At 34.3% G+C, this 17,294-nt stretch carries 17 protein-coding genes; 13 read left to right on the top strand and 4 right to left on the bottom strand.

Features of this window, described 5'->3' with window-relative positions:
* Nucleotide 1: 1 nt before the first annotated feature.
* Genes ACP5QL_RS03495 through ACP5QL_RS03505 form a run of 3 tightly spaced genes read left to right on the top strand, consistent with a single transcriptional unit; the run spans nucleotide 2 to nucleotide 2,607 of the window.
* Nucleotides 2-1,273, top strand: a complete 1,272-nt coding sequence (locus ACP5QL_RS03495) for an NfeD family protein (protein ID WP_012583133.1) — start codon at nucleotides 2-4, stop codon at nucleotides 1,271-1,273.
* Nucleotides 1,270-2,259 (top strand): flotillin-like protein FloA, encoded by a 990-nt coding sequence (gene floA, locus ACP5QL_RS03500; protein WP_428125428.1) that lies wholly within the window; start codon nucleotides 1,270-1,272, stop codon nucleotides 2,257-2,259. Before ACP5QL_RS03495 ends, floA begins: the two co-directional genes overlap by 4 nt.
* Nucleotides 2,260-2,607 (top strand): hypothetical protein, encoded by a 348-nt coding sequence (locus tag ACP5QL_RS03505; RefSeq protein ID WP_012583131.1) that lies wholly within the window; start codon nucleotides 2,260-2,262, stop codon nucleotides 2,605-2,607. It abuts the gene before it with no gap.
* Here ACP5QL_RS03505 and lipB read toward each other — a convergent pair.
* Complete coding sequence (gene lipB, locus ACP5QL_RS03510) at nucleotides 2,549-3,247, bottom strand: lipoyl(octanoyl) transferase LipB (protein WP_012583130.1); 699 nt, start codon at nucleotides 3,245-3,247, stop codon at nucleotides 2,549-2,551. The two genes, ACP5QL_RS03505 and lipB, sit on opposite strands and share 59 nt — an antisense overlap.
* The gene (locus tag ACP5QL_RS03515) at nucleotides 3,225-4,601 is read right to left on the bottom strand and encodes an MATE family efflux transporter (RefSeq protein WP_428125431.1); all 1,377 of its coding nucleotides are present in this window, start codon (nucleotides 4,599-4,601) and stop codon (nucleotides 3,225-3,227) included. The genes lipB and ACP5QL_RS03515 overlap by 23 nt, the downstream gene beginning before the upstream one ends.
* 178 nt (nucleotides 4,602-4,779) lie before the next feature.
* On the opposite strand from ACP5QL_RS03515, the gene ACP5QL_RS03520 reads away from it, so the two are divergent.
* The 3 genes from ACP5QL_RS03520 to pdo all read left to right on the top strand — a co-directional run bounded on the left by ACP5QL_RS03520 (nucleotide 4,780) and on the right by pdo (nucleotide 7,360).
* Nucleotides 4,780-5,631, top strand: coding sequence for an aldo/keto reductase (locus tag ACP5QL_RS03520; protein ID WP_012583128.1), 852 nt, complete (start codon nucleotides 4,780-4,782; stop codon nucleotides 5,629-5,631).
* Between the two features lie 70 nt (nucleotides 5,632-5,701).
* Entirely contained in the window at nucleotides 5,702-6,673 is a 972-nt protein-coding gene (trxB, locus tag ACP5QL_RS03525) for a thioredoxin-disulfide reductase (RefSeq protein ID WP_428125434.1), read from the top strand.
* A gap of 3 nt (nucleotides 6,674-6,676) precedes the next feature.
* The gene (gene pdo, locus ACP5QL_RS03530; protein WP_012583126.1) at nucleotides 6,677-7,360 is read left to right on the top strand and encodes a protein disulfide oxidoreductase; all 684 of its coding nucleotides are present in this window, start codon (nucleotides 6,677-6,679) and stop codon (nucleotides 7,358-7,360) included.
* Here the strand turns inward: pdo and ACP5QL_RS03535 are convergent.
* Nucleotides 7,357-8,688, bottom strand: a complete 1,332-nt coding sequence (locus ACP5QL_RS03535; RefSeq protein WP_424662194.1) for a bifunctional folylpolyglutamate synthase/dihydrofolate synthase — start codon at nucleotides 8,686-8,688, stop codon at nucleotides 7,357-7,359. The two genes, pdo and ACP5QL_RS03535, sit on opposite strands and share 4 nt — an antisense overlap.
* A gap of 167 nt (nucleotides 8,689-8,855) precedes the next feature.
* Between ACP5QL_RS03535 and ACP5QL_RS03540 the strand changes: the two genes are divergently transcribed.
* The 7 genes from ACP5QL_RS03540 (at nucleotide 8,856) to ACP5QL_RS03570 (ending at nucleotide 16,065) form a co-directional block, all read left to right on the top strand.
* Nucleotides 8,856-10,736 carry a DUF4914 family protein gene (locus ACP5QL_RS03540; protein ID WP_012583124.1) on the top strand — a complete coding sequence of 627 codons (1,881 nt, stop codon included), beginning with the start codon at nucleotides 8,856-8,858 and terminating at the stop codon, nucleotides 10,734-10,736.
* Nucleotides 10,737-10,838: 102 nt separating this feature from the next.
* Nucleotides 10,839-11,444 carry a phosphate propanoyltransferase gene (locus ACP5QL_RS03545; RefSeq protein WP_012583123.1) on the top strand — a complete coding sequence of 202 codons (606 nt, stop codon included), beginning with the start codon at nucleotides 10,839-10,841 and terminating at the stop codon, nucleotides 11,442-11,444.
* A gap of 80 nt (nucleotides 11,445-11,524) precedes the next feature.
* Complete coding sequence (locus ACP5QL_RS03550; RefSeq protein ID WP_012583122.1) at nucleotides 11,525-11,812, top strand: LapA family protein; 288 nt, start codon at nucleotides 11,525-11,527, stop codon at nucleotides 11,810-11,812.
* Nucleotides 11,813-11,889: 77 nt separating this feature from the next.
* Nucleotides 11,890-12,786, top strand: a complete 897-nt coding sequence (gene nadA, locus ACP5QL_RS03555) for a quinolinate synthase NadA (RefSeq protein ID WP_012583121.1) — start codon at nucleotides 11,890-11,892, stop codon at nucleotides 12,784-12,786.
* Nucleotides 12,783-14,411: an L-aspartate oxidase gene (nadB, locus tag ACP5QL_RS03560; protein ID WP_428125439.1), complete on the top strand. Its 1,629-nt coding sequence runs from the start codon at nucleotides 12,783-12,785 to the stop codon at nucleotides 14,409-14,411. Before nadA ends, nadB begins: the two co-directional genes overlap by 4 nt.
* Nucleotides 14,371-15,210, top strand: a complete 840-nt coding sequence (gene nadC / locus ACP5QL_RS03565) for a carboxylating nicotinate-nucleotide diphosphorylase (RefSeq protein WP_272994822.1) — start codon at nucleotides 14,371-14,373, stop codon at nucleotides 15,208-15,210. The genes nadB and nadC overlap by 41 nt, the downstream gene beginning before the upstream one ends.
* Nucleotides 15,211-16,065: a DMT family transporter gene (locus ACP5QL_RS03570; protein ID WP_272994823.1), complete on the top strand. Its 855-nt coding sequence runs from the start codon at nucleotides 15,211-15,213 to the stop codon at nucleotides 16,063-16,065. It abuts the gene before it with no gap.
* Here ACP5QL_RS03570 and ACP5QL_RS03575 read toward each other — a convergent pair.
* Entirely contained in the window at nucleotides 16,041-17,258 is a 1,218-nt protein-coding gene (locus ACP5QL_RS03575; RefSeq protein WP_012583117.1) for a TIGR04013 family B12-binding domain/radical SAM domain-containing protein, read from the bottom strand. The genes ACP5QL_RS03570 and ACP5QL_RS03575 overlap by 25 nt on opposite strands.
* Nucleotides 17,259-17,294 lie beyond the last annotated feature (36 nt).

A 17,294-nucleotide genomic window follows, 5' to 3' on the forward strand; every position in this document is an offset into this window, starting at 1 on the left:
TTTGAAAAAGATTCTTTACACCATTCTCTTTTCGTTTTTATTGTTATCTTTTCTAAACGCTCAACCCCAAAATGTCTATGTTATACCTATAAAAGGAACTATTGAACTTGGTCTTGCCTCGTTCGTAGAAAGAAGTTTAAAAGAAAATCCTAACGCTAAAGCATTCATCTTTGAAATAGACACCTTTGGGGGCAGAGTAGATGCAGCTATCCGTATAAGAGATGCTATATTATCTACACCTAATTTAACTATCGCCTTTATAAAAGATAGAGCCTGGTCAGCTGGAGCCTTAATAGCATTATCCTGCGAAAAAATTATTATCTCTCCCTCAGGCAGTATTGGAGCTGCAGAGCCGCGTCCAGCAGAAGAGAAAACCATTTCAGCCCTTAAAGCCGAATTTGAAAGTACAGCTAAAAAAAGACAAAGAAACCCTAAAATTGCTGCTGCAATGGTAGATGCTGATGAAGTAATTCCAGGATTAAAACAGAAAGGAAAGATATTAACTCTCTATGCTGAAGAGGCCAAAAAGTGGAAAATTGCTGATGAAATATTAGAAGACTTAGACTCTGTATTAAAGTATTTTCGCTTGGAGAAAGCTAAAGTAACAAACTTACACCCCAATTGGGCTGAAAATTTTGTAAGATTTATCACTGATCCTACTGTATCAAGTATTATCTTGACCATTGGAATGCTATCCTTATATGTGGCCATTTTTACCCCTGGTCTTGGATTACCTGAGCTCTTAGCTTTGATATGTCTGGGACTCTTTTTTGGAGGACATTATCTTGCTGGTCTTGCAGGATTAGAACCCTTAATCCTATTTATCCTTGGGCTTATACTCATATTTATAGAAATGCATACGCCAGGATTCGGAATTCCAGGAATAGCAGGCAGTATTTCAGTGTTCCTTAGTATATACTGGACTATAGTTCAAAAAGGAGGTACCTTTCAAGCCCTACTTACAGGAATCTTTGTAGTGCTTTCTCTCATAATATTTTTAGCAATTTATCTACCAAGAAGCCGTGTTTGGAAAAAGTTTGGCCTTTCTGGAAGTCAAAAGAAAGAGTTAGGTTATACTGCAGTTCAAGAGAGAAAAGATTTGATTGGAAAAAAGGGAAAAACTATTACCATGTTACGTCCCACAGGAATTATAGAGATTGACGGGGAAAGATTTGAGGCCTATTCAGAATCAGAATTTATTGAGCCCGGTGAAGAAGTTTTAGTCTTTAAGGTTGAGGGGAATAAAATCTTTGTAAGGAGGAGTGAGAAATGAATTTGATGTGGGGTTTTTTAATTTTAATTTTAGTATTGATATTTCTTGGAGTATTTTTTAGCTTCGTACCTTTAGGTTTATGGATCTCTGCTCTTGCTGCAGGAGTTTCCATAAGAATTACCGATCTAATTGGAATGAGGCTTAGAAGGGTTCCACCTGAAGTAATAATAAACTCCTTAATCAAAGCTCATAAAGCTGGACTTTCAGAGGTGACTCTTGATAAATTAGAAGCTCATTACTTAGCTGGTGGAAATGTAGATAAAGTAGTAAATGCTTTAATTGCTGCCCAGAGAGCAGGTATTCCCTTGACCTTTGAAAAAGCAGCAGCTATAGACCTTGCAGGAAGGGATGTATTAGAAGCAGTACAAATGAGTGTTAATCCAAAAGTTATTGAAACTCCTGTGGTAGCTGCTGTAGCGAAAGACGGTATTGAATTAAAAGCCAAAGCAAGAGTAACAGTAAGAGCAAATATTGAAAGATTAGTAGGAGGAGCAGGAGAAGCTACAATTATAGCAAGAGTTGGAGAAGGAATAGTAACCACTATTGGTTCTGCAGAAAGTTATAAAGAAGTTTTAGAAAATCCAGATAGCATTTCAAAAACAGTACTTGCAAAAGGACTCGATGCGGGAACTGCCTTTGAGATAGTATCTATTGATATAGCTGATGTAGATGTAGGAAATAATGTGGGAGCAAGGTTAAAAATGGATCAAGCAGAAGCTGATATGAGAATCGCACAAGCTCAAGCTGAAAGTAGAAGGGCCCTTGCCATTGCAAGAGAACAGGAAATGAAAGCCCTTACTCAAGAGATGAGAGCAAGATTAATAGAAGCCGAAAAAGAAGTACCCCTTGCTATAGCAGAAGCATTAAGAAGCGGAAAAATTGGAGTCTTAGATTACTATACCCTAAAGAATATAATAGCAGATACTGCAATGAGAGAAGCCATCTCTAAATTAGGACAAAAAGAAGAAGAGGGAAGGAAAGACTAAATGTTTGAATGGCTGATAATTTTATATATACTCTTTGTTATTGTTTCTGCCATATTAAACACTGCAAAAGAAGTAAAGAATAAAAGAGAAATTATCATAAAAAAAGCTGAGATACCTAAAGAAGAAGAGATTAAAAAAGAAGTTCCAAAAGAGATTTTACTCCCTAAGAAAACAGTTGAAAAAAAGGAAAAAATAGAAGAAAAAGTTAAAAAGGAAAAAAAGATTGAAGAAACATATATTGAAAAAAGCCTAAAAAATAATTTACCAGAGATTATAGCACTTATAGAAATTATTGGTCCTCCAAAAGCATATCAAAATTGGACAGTTCCTTATAGGAAGAAAAATTAAAAACCTTAAACGAGTCAAAGCCAAATTCTCTAACTACTGAGAGGCAGACTTTTTTCTTAACATCCTCCATGGAAGGAGAAAAGTCTGCCTCTTTTAGTATTGAGGTAACTTTTTTATCCTTTAAACCACAAGGAATTATATAAGAAAAAGGTGTTAAATCGTTACTTACATTTAACGCAAATCCATGATAAGAGACTTTTTTCTTTATAGCAATACCTATAGCAGCTATTTTCCTATCACCTACCCAAACTCCTGGATATTTTAGATTCTCTTTTGCCTCTATACCATACTCATTAAGGACGTTTATGATAGATCTCTCAATTTTTAAAACAAAATTTTTTACCCCTTCAACCCTGAAAATAAGATAACCTACAAGTTGTAAGGGACCATGATAAGTAATATCTCCTCCCCTATCAACCCTTAAAAAGTCTATCCCTATATCTTCAAGCTCTTCCTTCCTCTTAAGTAAATTACTCTCATTTCCGAACTTTCCCAAGGTTATTACTGGAAAGTGTTCTAAAAGTATCAAGGTATCGTAAATAATATTATTTACCCTCAAATCATGAAGTTTTCTCTGAAAATTCCATGCGTCTTCATATTTTATTTTCTCTTTAAAATCAATTACTAATAGCTTCTTCATACCTTAGTTTAAAAGTTTCCTTTTTATAATACTTTTTGATTATAAACATGTAATAATTAGCAGCTGCTTTTAAAGATATGTCTGTGGCCATAGCAATCCATGCTCCAGTAAGTCCTAAACCCATCTTCAAAGCTAACACATAAGCGAGAGGTATCCTAATAGACCACATACCTACGCCACTTATTACCATAGGAATCTTAGAAAAACCAGCTCCTCTTAAGGATCCAGACATAACATTTGCAGTTGCAAGAAGTGGTTGAATCACGGCAATAATTTTTAATACTGATGAAGCACATTTAATTACTTCCATATCTCTTGTAAATATTTGAACCAGATACGCCGGAAAGAAAAAAAGAAGGACGCCAACACTTCCCATGAAAATAACAGCTTTCCTCCATGATTCAATAGAGGCTAATCTTGCCAAATCATCTTCCCTTGCCCCCTTATACTGCCCCACAAGAGTTGTTGCTGCAACCCCAAAAGCAAAACCAGGCTGAAAAGAAAGAGATTCTACATTTAATGCTATTCTATGAGCTGCATAAACCTTAGTACCCAAGCTTAATACAATAGTAGCATAAAGAAGAGCTCCCATGTTAAAGAGGAGTTGCTCAAGAGATGTAGGAATACCTATCTTTAGTATTTGGGTACTGACATCTTTCTCAGGAACAATCTTGCAGGAAAACTTATAGCTTAAAAAATCATTTCTCTTATAAATAATATAAAAAAGAATAACCATACCTAACAAGCGAGACAAAGTTGTTGCCAAAGCTGCACCTGCAACCCCCATCTTAGGAAATCCCAATTTGCCAAAAACAAACACATAATCCAAGAAAATATTTAAAGCATTTGAAACTATACTTACATATAAGGGGGTTTTTGTATCACCTGACCCCCTCAAAGCAGAAGAGATTATAGACATATACACAATTAAAAAGCTAGGAATAAGAATGTATTTTAAATAAAGAGAAGAATTATAAAGAAGATCTCCTTTTGCACCTAAAATCTGTAAAAGTTTATCGGTTCCAAATAAACCAAATAGAAGAATCAAAATTGAGAGATAAAAGCCTAAAACTAATGAGTTCTCCAAATACCTTGCAGCATCATTATGCTTTTTAGCACCTACACTATAAGCCACTGTAACCATAGTACCCACAGTAAGAGACGCAATAATAGCAAGAATTACGTTAATAACTTGCATCCCTAATCCCACCGCGGCAAGAGCAACCGCTCCTAAAAACCCTACAAAAATCATATCCACAAAACTAAAGACAAGCTGAAATAGGTTTTCTAACAAAACGGGTATAGCAAGAGCAAGAACTCTTTTACCTATTTTACCCCGTTCATCTTCAAGCATCTTTGCTTTTCCTCCAACTATATAACCCCATTAAAAAAGAGAGGCTGGAGTTTCATGGTTATTTCTCCAGCCTCTCGTAAGGAGGGGGGTGTGTGAATATATTATATTCGAAAGCATACTTTTTTGCAATGAAAAGATAAGCTAAAATAAAAGTATAAAAATTTAGGAGGTGTCTTTTATGATCCAAAAAAGACCCTATGGCAAAAATAGAGAACTCCTCTCTATTATTGGATTTGGTGGAATATTAGTAATGAACGAAGAACAAAAGGAAGCCAACAGGAGAGTTGCTGAAGCTATAGATCTTGGAATTAACTACTTTGATGTGGCACCATCCTATGGAGATGCTGAAGATAAACTTGGACCAGCCCTTCGTGGAAAAAGAAAAGATATTTTTCTCGCTTGTAAAACCATGGAAAGAATCAAGGACAAAGCTTGGGAAGAACTTCAAAGGTCTCTAAAAAAACTTGAAACAGACCATTTTGATCTATATCAGTTACATGCCATGACTACAGAAGAAGATTTCCAATTAGTTACAGGTCCTAATGGGGCTTTAGAAGCTTTTATAAAAGCTAAAAAAGATGGAATAATAAGATATATAGGATTTTCAGCTCATTCTGTTGAAGTCGCCTTAAAACTTCTTGAAATCTTTGATTTTGATTCTATTCTTTTCCCTATAAATTGGGTAAATTTCTTTAACGGAAATTTTGGTCCTCAGGTAGTAAAAAAAGCGCAAGAAAAAAACGTAACCATACTTGCCTTAAAAGCGATGGCAAAGACTATAATTCCAGAAGGACAAGAAAGAAGATATCCCAAATGTTGGTATGACCCTATAGATGACAAAGAACTTGCCCAACTGGCATTAAGATTTACCTTATCTCAACCCATAACAGCAGCTATACCCCCTGGGGAATATAAATTCTTCAAATGGGCAGTAGAAGTTGGAGAAAACTTTAAACCACTAACTGATGAGGAGTTAAATATTCTTAAACAAAAAGCTCAAGACTTAGAACCAATCTTTAAAGTTTCTTAACATAAAATCTATTGAAATGTTATCAATTTTTGATATACTCCATATGGTATATTAAAAGGGAGGTGAAAAAATGGAGTTTATATCCATAACAAAACCTATAGAAAAGATTGAAGAAGTACAAGATGTAATTATCTTAGGAGGAGGACCAGCAGGGCTTACAGCAGGAATATATACTGGAAGAAATCTATGGCGAACCCTAATTATTGAAAAGGGTATATTAGGAGGCAATGCAGCTCTTACAGAAAAAATAGACAATTATCCTGGTTTTCCAGAAGGAATAACGGGTGAAGAGTTAGTAAAAAGAATGGAAACTCAAGCTAAAAAATTTGGTTCCAAAATATTAGAATCTGATGTATTATCCTTAAAAATAGACGGAAACTGGAAAATAGTTGAAACATCACAGGGAACTTTCAGAGCTCCTACTCTTATTATCGCAACTGGAACAAGACCAAGAAAATTAGAGGTCCCTGGAGAAGAAGACTTTATAGGGAAAGGTGTTTCCTATTGTGCAGTATGTGATGGCGCCTTTTTTATTGGGAAAAAAGTAGCAGTTATTGGAGGAGGAGATTCTGCTGTTGAGGAGGCAATTTACCTAACAAAATTTGCCGAAGAAGTAACAATTATTCATCGAAGAGATACTCTAAGAGCCGAAAAGATAACTCAGCAAAGAGCTTTCTCTAATCCTAAAATTAAATTTCTATGGAGCCATGTAGTAAAAGCCATAGAAGGAGAGAAAAAAGTTGAAAGATTAGTATTAGAAGATCTTAAAACAGGAGAAACCAAAATTTTTCCTGTAGATGGTGTATTCATCTACGTAGGTTTAATTCCTAATACAGAGCTTTTTAAAGGTATTTTGAATTTAGATCCAAATGGTTTTATAATAACAGATGAGAAAATGCATACTTCTATGCCTGGAATATATGCAGCAGGAGATGTAAGAAGTAAGATTTTAAGACAAATAGTAACTGCGGTCGCTGATGGAGCAATAGCTGGTATGGCAGCAAGCAAATTTTTAGAAGAATTAAATTACAAGGAGGTTTAACAAATGGCTCTATTAAAAGAAGAGGACCGTCAATATTTGGAAAATCTATTTAGAGAAAATCTCAAGGACAAATTAAAAATTATACTTTTCAGCGATAAAGCTGCAGGAAGTAAATTAGTTGTTCCAGGAAGAGTTGAATGCCCTTATTGTCAACAAACAAGAGAAATTTTAGAAGAGCTTGTGTCTCTCTCAGACAAATTAGAACTCGAAATTCATGACTTCTTAACCGACGAAATACTTGCTAAAAAATACAATTTGGACAAAATTCCTGCAATTCTTTTCGAAAAGAATAATAATGTACTGGGAGTAAGATATTTTGGTATTCCATCAGGTTATGAATTCTCAAGTCTAATTGAGGATATTATTGATATATCTCGTGGTGAAACTCAACTTTCACCAAATACAAAAGCCTTTCTTGCCACTGTTGATAAACCAGTACATATTCAGGTATTTGTCACCCCTACATGTCCCTATTGTCCAAGAGCAGTAAGACTTGCCCACCAATTTGCCATGGAAAATCCACTAATTACTGCAGATATGATTGAGGCCATTGAATTTCCACATCTTGCTGAGAAATACGATGTGACTGGTGTTCCCAAGACCATAATAAATGAAAAGGTAGAAATCGAGGGAGCTGTACCAGAAAATGTCTTTCTCGAATATTTCAAGTCTGCTTTAAAAGCTTAGTCTAAGTTTCCATAAAAATAATTTAAAGCCTCACCTGCAAGATATAGAGACCCTGTGATAAGTATTAAATCTTCAGGTGAGGCTTCTTTTTTGACAAAATTTATTGCCTCATAAAAGTTAGTATGTAGATTTATATTAGCATCGGCATTAAAAGATTTAACTATATTACCAAGCTCCTCTGGACTTCTAGTTCTATGAGAAGATAAGGGAACAAAATTGTAGCTATGAACCAAAGGATTCAAGATTTTAAGAAAACCTTCAGCATCCTTATCTTTCATAAGCCCGCATATTAAGAATAACCTATTAAAGTTTACATAATTTTTTAAAGTATCTCTTAAAGCTATAGCAGATTCCACATTATGGGCTCCATCTATGATTGTCAAAGGACTTTTACTAACAATTTGAAATCTCCCCCTCCATTGTACTTTTTTAAATCCTTCTCTCACAGTTTCATAATCTATACTTAATTTATCCCTTAGTAAATATATGGCTCCAAAGGCAGTAATAGCATTAACAATTTGATGTTCTCCAAGAAGGGGAATAAAAAACTCTTCATTTATATCTTTTCCACTCAATAAAAACCTCTGTCCGTTAAGACTAAAATCTTTTCTTTCCCATTTAAAAAGATTATCTATTTTATAATAAATAGCATTTCTCTCCTTTGCAACTTTTGCGATAACTTTCTCTGCTTCCTCTTTTTGAATAGAAGATATGACAATTTTTCCTTCCTTAATTATTCCAGCCTTCTCAAAGGCAATTTTCTCGATTGTATTACCTAATATATGCATATGGTCAAAACCTATGGGAGTTATGATCGAGACAAGAGGATTAATAACATTTGTTGCATCTAATCTCCCCCCAAGTCCCACTTCTATAACCACATAATCAAGTTTTTTTATGTAAAAATATAAAAAAGCAAGAGCAGTTAAAACTTCAAAAAAGGTTGGAGGGCCAAAAATAGGATGTTTCTTAGCCTCTTCTATATAGGGCTTTGCGTAATCAATGAGATCAATAAATTCTTCTTGAGAGATGAAACCCTTATGGGTAGATATTCTTTCCCTTATGGATTGAAGATGAGGAGAAGTGTAAAGACCTACCTTATAACCTGCCTCCTTCAAGATTGAAAAAATCATAGCTGAGGTAGATCCCTTGCCTTTTGTGCCAGCCACATGAAAAGCCTGGAGATTATCTTGAGGATTCCCCATTAATTTCAATAAGTATCTCATTCGTTCGAGATAAAATTTTTTTTCTTCATAGGTTATGTTGTCAAGACGTTTCTCATAATTAATAAAGCTATTAAGGTAATTTAATCTCTCAAAGTATGACACTTTTTTATCCCTCCCAGTTTTATTAACACAATTTTTATTGATTTTAACATCTTTTTGTGTTAAATTTATTTCCGTAAAATCTGGATCAACGGTGACCAAAGTTTCCAATGAAGAATTTAACATAATTTCTTTTTATTATAATTTTTTTAGAAAGGAGTTGTCTATATATGATAAGGGAAGAGGTTTCTTACTTAGTCATCCCAAAAGAAGTAGAGGATATTCTTATCTCCTGTAAAGGAATTATAATTCCTGAAAGTAGAGAACATTTCTTAGAACTTGCTATGGGCGGGAAGGACAATATGGAGTTTGAAGTAAAATACGAAGTATCTGGAAAGGGAGAAGTGGTAGAAGCAGTAATCACAAGAGCTAAAAATGGTATCGTAGTAAATTATCCAGATGTCTACATGAGAAGAAGAGACCCAGATAGCTTGGTTGTAGGGGACGAGGGAGATACTGACAAGCCTACATTTAAAGAAAGATTTGGAGAGGATTTTGACTCTTTAAGAGAAAAAACCTTTAATTGGCTTAAAGGACAGGAATTAATTGTCATGCCCTTTATGTCTGGAGGGCATGAATTGGGATATCCGTCTCTTTTAATTGCTCCTTCTAATGCAGGATTTTTTGCATGGGCTCTTGCAGATATTCAAGGTTTCATACCAAGAAATCAGTTAAGAGAAAAATTTGAACCTATGGCCATCGTTTATGTAGCACCTCCCTTTAGGCATACGCATTTTTCAGGCAAACAGATAGTGGTACACTATAGGTCCAACGGAAGACACGAGGTATTTTCCTATAATTTATATCCTGGGCCAAGTGCTAAAAAGGGTATCTATGGGGTGCTTATAAATATAGGCGAAATGGAAGGATGGGTTACTGCTCATGCTTCTACAGTAAAGATAGTTACTCCTTATGATAATGAATTAGTAATTATGCACGAAGGAGCAAGTGGTGGTGGAAAGAGTGAAATGATCCAGCAAATGCATAGAGAAAAAGATAACAGAATCCTGGTAGGAGAAAATATAATTACAGGAGAAAGATATTACATTGAGATAAAGGAATCATGTGAAATATTTCCTATAACTGACGACATGGCTTTATGTCATCCAAGACTTCAAAATGGAAGTGGCAAAATGGTTATAAAAGATGCAGAACAAGGATGGTTTGTAAGGGTAGACCAAATAAAAAGATATGGGACTGATCCGCAACTTGAAGGAATTACTATCCATCCCCCAGAGCCTCTTATATTCCTAAATATTGAGGGGCATCCTGGAGCTACAGCCTTAATATGGGAACACACTATGGACGAACCAGGAAAGCCCTGTCCTAATCCAAGGGTAATATTGCCAAGAAGATTTGTACCTAACATCATAAATGAACCTGTTGAGGTAGATGTAAGAAGCTTTGGATTTAGAACCCCTCCTTGCACAAAGGAAAAACCTACCTACGGAATAGTAGGGTTATTCCATGTACTTCCACCTGCATTAGCCTGGCTATGGAGATTAGTAAGTCCAAGAGGATATGATAACCCAAGCATAACTGATGGAGATCTCATGAGCAGTGAAGGAGTTGGATCATATTGGCCCTTTGCTACAGGAAAAATGGTAAAACAAGCCAATCTTTTATTGCAACAAATTTTAGATTATCCTCGTACTCAGTATATACTTATACCCAATCAATATATCGGAGCATATAGAGTAGGATTTATGCCTGAATGGATAGTAAGAGAGTATTTAGCTAAAAGAGGCAGCGCAAGGATTAAACCTGATAATCTGAAGCCTGCAAGATGTTCACTTTTAGGATTTGCCCTTGAAACCCTAAAAGTGGAAGGACATTATATACCTAAGGCTCTTCTACAAGTAGATCAGCAACCTGAAGTAGGACCTGAAGCTTATGACAAAGGGGCAGAAATGCTCAAAGCATTCTTCAAAAAAGAATTACAAAAATTCCTCTCTTTAGATCTTGACCCCTTAGGCAAAAGAATTATAGAGTGTTGTCTTGCGGACGGTACTTTAGAAGACTATATAAAACTTATTCCTCCTCGAAGATAAAAGAGATTTTAAATTTTTTTTACTTTAAAAAATATATCGAAAGTGGTATAACATAAATTGAAAGAAAAAATTAAAACGATTATATTCGAGGAGGAATATAAAATGAAGGAGGTAAAAGTACCAATAGGTGTGTCTGCACGCCATGTCCACCTCTCTCAGGATGATCTGGAGAGGTTATTTGGAAAGAATTATGAACTACACCCCTTGAAGCCATTGTCTCAGCCAGGTCAATTTGCAGCAGAAGAAGAGGTAGAACTAATTGGACCTAAGAGATCTCTCAAAGTAAGAATTCTTGGCCCAGTAAGAAAAAATACCCAAGTAGAATTAGCATTAACTGATGTAATTTATCTTGGGCTTCCCACAATCCCTCCAGTAAGAGACTCCGGAGATATTGAGGGGACTCCAGGAATAAAAATGAGAGGACCCTTAGGAGAGATTGAAATACCTCAGGGAGTTATTATTGCTTGGAGACATATTCATACGCCAGAAAATATAGCACAAGAATTAGGGCTTGTAGACAAACAATTAGTAAAAGTTAAAGTAGAAGGAGTAAGAGCGATTACTTTTGAAAATGTCTTAATAAGGATAAGCAATAAATTTGCTTGGGAATTCCATATTGATACCGACGAAGCAAATGCGGCAATGGTGAAGACAGGTGATAAGGCAATAGTAATTTTTGAACCAGTCAAAATACCACAAATAACTTAAAAGTATAAATTTAAAAAATTAAGCCAAAATCTCAAAGAGGGAGACTTGATTCTCCCTCTTTTTTTTAGGAGGTAAGAGTAATGAGTACTATAATAATAGTACTCCTTATAGGAGTAATTATTGCTCTTTTACTTTCCTTTCAAAATCAAGCTCTAATAACCATTTATTTTCTAAATTGGTCCTTTCAAGAAAAAATATTTACTGTTTTATTTTTAACCTTTGCTTCTGGTGTAATTCTTGCTTTTATAAGCGTACTGCCAACTATCATCAAAGATAAAAGAACTATAGCAAAGTTAAACAAAAAAATAAAAGAGTTAGAAAAAAGTATCAATAAGGAGAATATACCTGAGCAGAGTAGTGAGAAATAAATAACATTTGACAAGAGCTTAATATTTCATTAACTTATAATTCTATATGACTCTTCTTTTAGAGGTGAGATTTTAAAATGACTATACAAGAGAAGATACAAAAACTAAAAAAGGAAAAGAATGCTATAATTTTAGCTCATAATTATCAGCTTCCAGAAGTTCAAGATATAGCAGACTTTGTAGGAGACTCCTTAGAGCTTGCAAGAATTTCCGCCCAAGTAAAGGAAGAAGTCATCATATTTTGTGGCGTGCATTTTATGGCTGAAACAGCCTCTATCCTTGCTCCAGACAAAAAAGTTATACTTCCCGATCTTTTTGCGGGTTGTCCCCTTGCCAATACTATTACTCCGAGAGAAGTCAAGGAACTAAAAGAAAAGTACCCTAATTATGCAGTAGTAGCATATGTAAATACATCAGCAGAAGTAAAAGCAGAAAGTGATTACATTTGCACCTCTGCTAATGCCACCTTCATAGTAGAGAAAATTCCAGAAGAAAAAGTTATTTTTATACCTGACAGAAATTTAGGATATTATGTTAGCAAACATACTAAAAAGGAGATAATCATATGGAATGGCTTTTGCCCAACCCATCAAAGAATACTTCCTCAAGACATTATTGCCCTTAAAGAAAAATATAAAGACGCTAAAGTAGTAGTTCATCCAGAGTGTAGAAAAGAAGTCTTAGATCTCGCAGACAAAATTGCAAGTACCAGTGGGATAATTAAATTTGTAAAAGAAGATAACGGAAAACGCTATATTATAGGAACAGAAGTTGGACTTTTACACCGCTTAAGAAAAGAAAACCCTGAAAAGGAATTTTACCTTGCATCCCCCCTTGCAATATGTCCCAATATGAAAAAAATCACTCTTGATAAAATATTAACGAGTCTTGAGAATTTAGAGCCAGAGGTTAAAGTAGAAGAGTCTACCCGAGAGAAAGCTATAAAACCCATAGAAAGAATGCTTAGTTTATGATAGAAAGGTTTATATTGCCTTTTTCTGAGGAAGATTTTGAAAAAGAATACGATTTAATAATAGTAGGTAGCGGTATAGCAGGACTTATATCAGCATATTATGCTCCTGAAAATTTCAAAATAGCCCTATTTTCTAAAGATAGATTAGAAGAAAGTAATACGTACTATGCTCAAGGTGGAATTGCTGTAGCTCTAAATCCTGAAGACTCTCCAGAACTCCACTATAAGGATACTTTAAGTGCAGGAGCAGACTTTAACGAAGAAAAAATTGTAAAAATAGTAGTACAAGAAGGCATAGAGAGAGTAAAAGACCTTATTAAATTAGGGGTAAATTTTGATAAAATTGATGGTCTCGCCTTTACAAAAGAAGCTGCCCATAGCAAGAGAAGAATAATTCATGCCCAAGGAGATGCCACAGGATATGAAGTAGCAAGAACCCTTATAAACATTGTAAAAGACAGAAAGAATACGAATATCTACGAGCACTACGTGTTGATAGATCTATTAACCTATGAAGATGAGGTATATGGGGGCGTTTTTTTCGACACAAAAGAAAGGAAAATTAGAATATTTACTTCAAAATACATTATATTAGCCACAGGTGGTGCAGGTCAACTATATCTACATACTACAAATCCTCTCACTGCAACAGGGGATGGCATTGCAATCGCGTTTAGGGCTGGTGCAAGAATAATGGATCTTGAATTCTTTCAATTTCATCCCACCTCTCTTGATGTGGCTTCTCCACAAAGATTTCTCATCTCTGAAGCAGTAAGAGGTGAAGGAGCCTATCTTTTAAATGCCTTTGGAGAAAGATTTATGTTAAACTATCACCCCCTCGCGGAACTTGCCCCAAGAGATGTAGTGACAAGAGCAATATTTTTCGAAATGTTAGAAACTCAAGATAGAATATATTTGGATCTTAGACCCATTGGGGAGAAAAAGATAAAAGAAAGATTTCCCAATATTTACAAAAAATGTATGGAACACGGCATAGATATTACTAAGGAATTAGTACCAGTTTCCCCTGCTGCTCATTATTTTATGGGAGGAATTGAAACCGACGAATATGGAAGGACAAATTTAAAAAATCTCTATGCATGTGGAGAGACTGCATGTACAGGACTGCATGGTGCTAATAGATTAGCAAGTAATTCCCTCTTAGAGGGACTTGTCTTTGGTAAAAGATGTATTGATGCCATATTGAATGAAGATCCAGCTAAGAATCACTCTATTCCAAAACATCAAAATAACCTCCTGAATATTTCTCTTAACGAGGTAAATCAAGGAATAAAAATTCTTAAAAAAATCCTTTGGGATAAAGTAGGAATTATAAGGAATGAAACAGAATTAAAAGATGCAGAAAATATTATTGATAACTTAATTGAAAAACTGCATAATTCCTTTATTCTAGATAGATCCTTTGTGGAACTTAAAAATATGCTTTTAATATCCAAATTTATGATAAATTCTGCTTTAATAAGAAAGGAAAGTCGTGGAGCACATTTTAGAATAGATTATCCAAAATCTAAGGAAGAATGGAAAAAACATATAATCTGGGAAAGAGAAAAAGAGGTGATATTTTGTGAGGTTAATTCCTTACCTTCATTTAAGAAAAATTGTTGAAGAAGCATTAAAAGAAGATATAGGCTTTGGAGATATTACTACAGAAAGCACTATCCCTGAAGATATGATTTCAAGAGCAGTAATTATAGCAAAGGAGGAAGGAATACTTGCAGGTTTACCCGTAGCAGAAGAGGTTTTTAAACTCCTTGATAGTAAAATAGAATTTAAAGAATTTAAAAAGGATGGAGATGAAATCAAAAAGGGAGATGTAATTTTAGAGATAAAAGGAAAAACAAAAACAATTCTGATGGGAGAAAGAACTGCTCTAAATTTTCTTCAAAGGCTTTCAGGTATAGCAACCTATACAAAGAAATGTGTGGATGTTGTAAAGCCTTATGGGGTCAAGATTTTAGATACAAGAAAAACTACTCCAACTTTGCGTATTTTTGAAAAATATGCAGTAAAAATAGGTGGTGGCGAAAATCACCGATTTGGACTTTATGACATGGTCCTAATAAAGGATAATCATATAAGAGCTGTTGGAGGCATAAAAGAGGCGATAGAAAGAGTAAGAGAAAGAGTATCTCATGTTTACAAAATAGAAGTAGAAGTGACTAACTTAGAAGAACTAAAGGAGGCTCTTGAAAGTAAAGCTGATATTGTGCTTTTAGATAATATGGACTATGATACTCTTAAAGAGGCAGTAAGTATAGCAAAGGGAAAAGTAATGATTGAGGTTTCTGGAAATATCTCCTTAGAGGATTTGGAAAAGATTGCCAGATTAGGTGTAAACTTTATATCAATAGGAAAACTTACCCACTCTTACAAAAGTTTAGACTTAAGCTTAGAACTACTCTAAATGCTGAAAAACAAGACAGAAAAAGAAAAAGCCTATATATTTCTTATAATTGGCATAACAGCTATGGCTTCAGCTTCTTTAATAATAAGACTCACCTCTGCTCCACCTATAATCATAGCCTCCTATAGGTTACTTATTGCATCTTTAATTCTACTTTTATTAAACAGAAAAACCTTAAAATTGCCTAAAAATCTCCCTATATTACTTATTGCAGGACTTTCCTTAGGTATGCATTTCTACTCATGGATTTCTTCCCTTTTCTTGACCACTGTTGCTAATGCAGTAGTCCTTGTAAATACAAGTCCCATTTTTATCTCTCTTCTTTCTTATATATTTGAGAAGAAAAAACCTACAAGAAGTTTTTTTCTTTCTTTATTTTTTATACTTCTGGGTATAGTTTTAATAACTAATAACAAAATCTCTTTAAAATTTGGAAAGGGAGAACTACTTGCTATATTAGGAGCTATTACTTTTGCCATCTATCTTTATATGGGAAGGTATTTATCTCCCAATTTAAGTGTGTCTTCATATATCACATTAGTCTATTTCACAGGAGGGATAATCCTTTTAGTATTTGCAATTCTAACAAAAACACCTCTTATAGTGTACCCTCTCAAAATATACTTCAATGTTTTTCTACTTGCACTAATTCCTCAACTTATAGGACATACATCAGCAAACTATGCTATAAGAATTCTTTCTCCTAATGCAACTTCCATCATATTAATAGGTGAAACAGTTATAGCTACACTCCTTGCTTTAGTCTTTCTTAAAGAAAAAATAACCCTCCTCCAAACCTTAGGAATGCTTCTTATTATTATTGGAATCATTTACTCTTCCCTTAAAGAAAAATAATTGTAAATTTCCCAAGCTACTTTTTCTTGTTCTCTAAAATTACCAAAGATAACTCCCTTAGGAAGTAGCCTGTTTATAATTTTTTTATACATTCCTTCAAGCTTACCTGGAGGAAATTTAGCAAAAGGAGTTCCTGGTAGAGGCATAAAGGTATGAGCATGCACTCTTGCTCCCATTTTTACTAATTCTTCTATAAATTTTAAAGTTTCTTCAATATCTCTTTCTTCTTCATAAGGAAGCCCAAAAATAAAATCCACATTAGCTTTTAAACCATATCTTAAAGTTAAACTAACAGCTCTATAAACATCCTCAACAGTATGTCCTCTGTGAGCTAAATCAAGAATCCTCTGACTTCCAGATTGGGCTCCTATTACTAAATTATCATTATCAGCATAGGTTTTAAGAAGCTCCAAAATTTCTTCTCTAACATGTTCGGGCCTTACCTCCGAAGGAAAAGATCCAAAAAATATTCTTCCCTTATCTCCAATTATATTTCTTATTCCATAAAGTAACTCTTCAAGCCTTCTTAAATTAACATCTTTTCCTGTAAGAGAACCGTAAGCAAAAGCATTAGGGGTTATAAATCTTATGTCTTTCAAATTAAGCTTATTCATTATTTTAACGATATCTAAAATTTTTTCCGTACTCCTATGCCTCATAACTCCCCCAAAAATTCTTGGAGTTTGACAAAAATAACATCCATAAGGACATCCTCTGCTTATTTCAATAGGGCCAAACCTTTTAAATCTTAGAGAGAAAGGAAAATAATCATCAAGCTTGACAAAAGATTCTCCTTTAAAAATTCCTTTAACATCTTCCCCAGAAATAATTCTTTTAATAATCTCGGGGAAAATCTTCTCTCCTTCTCCCACTACTACAATGTCTGCTCCAATTTTAAGTGTACTATAAGGATCGCCTGAGGCATGAGGTCCTCCCGCAATAATTTTTACATTTTCTATTTTTTCTTTTATCCTTTTTAAAAGAGCCTCTGTTTCAAAAAACTGAGTAGTAAAGAAGGATACACAAAAAATATAAAATACATCCTTTTCTATATTTTCTAACCAAAAATCAACTTGGCTTTTTTCTACAAAACCTATCTCAAAATTTTTAAAGTCTTTTTCTAAAGCTCCAAGCAGAGCATTTATACTATATTTATTCTCTTTAACATCGTAAAATACTATCTTGTATTTCATGATTAATAATTTTACAAAAAATAAATTTGACTTTTA

The sequence above is a fragment of the Dictyoglomus sp. genome, assembly GCF_049968615.1.
GTDB lineage: Bacteria > Dictyoglomota > Dictyoglomia > Dictyoglomales > Dictyoglomaceae > Dictyoglomus > Dictyoglomus turgidum.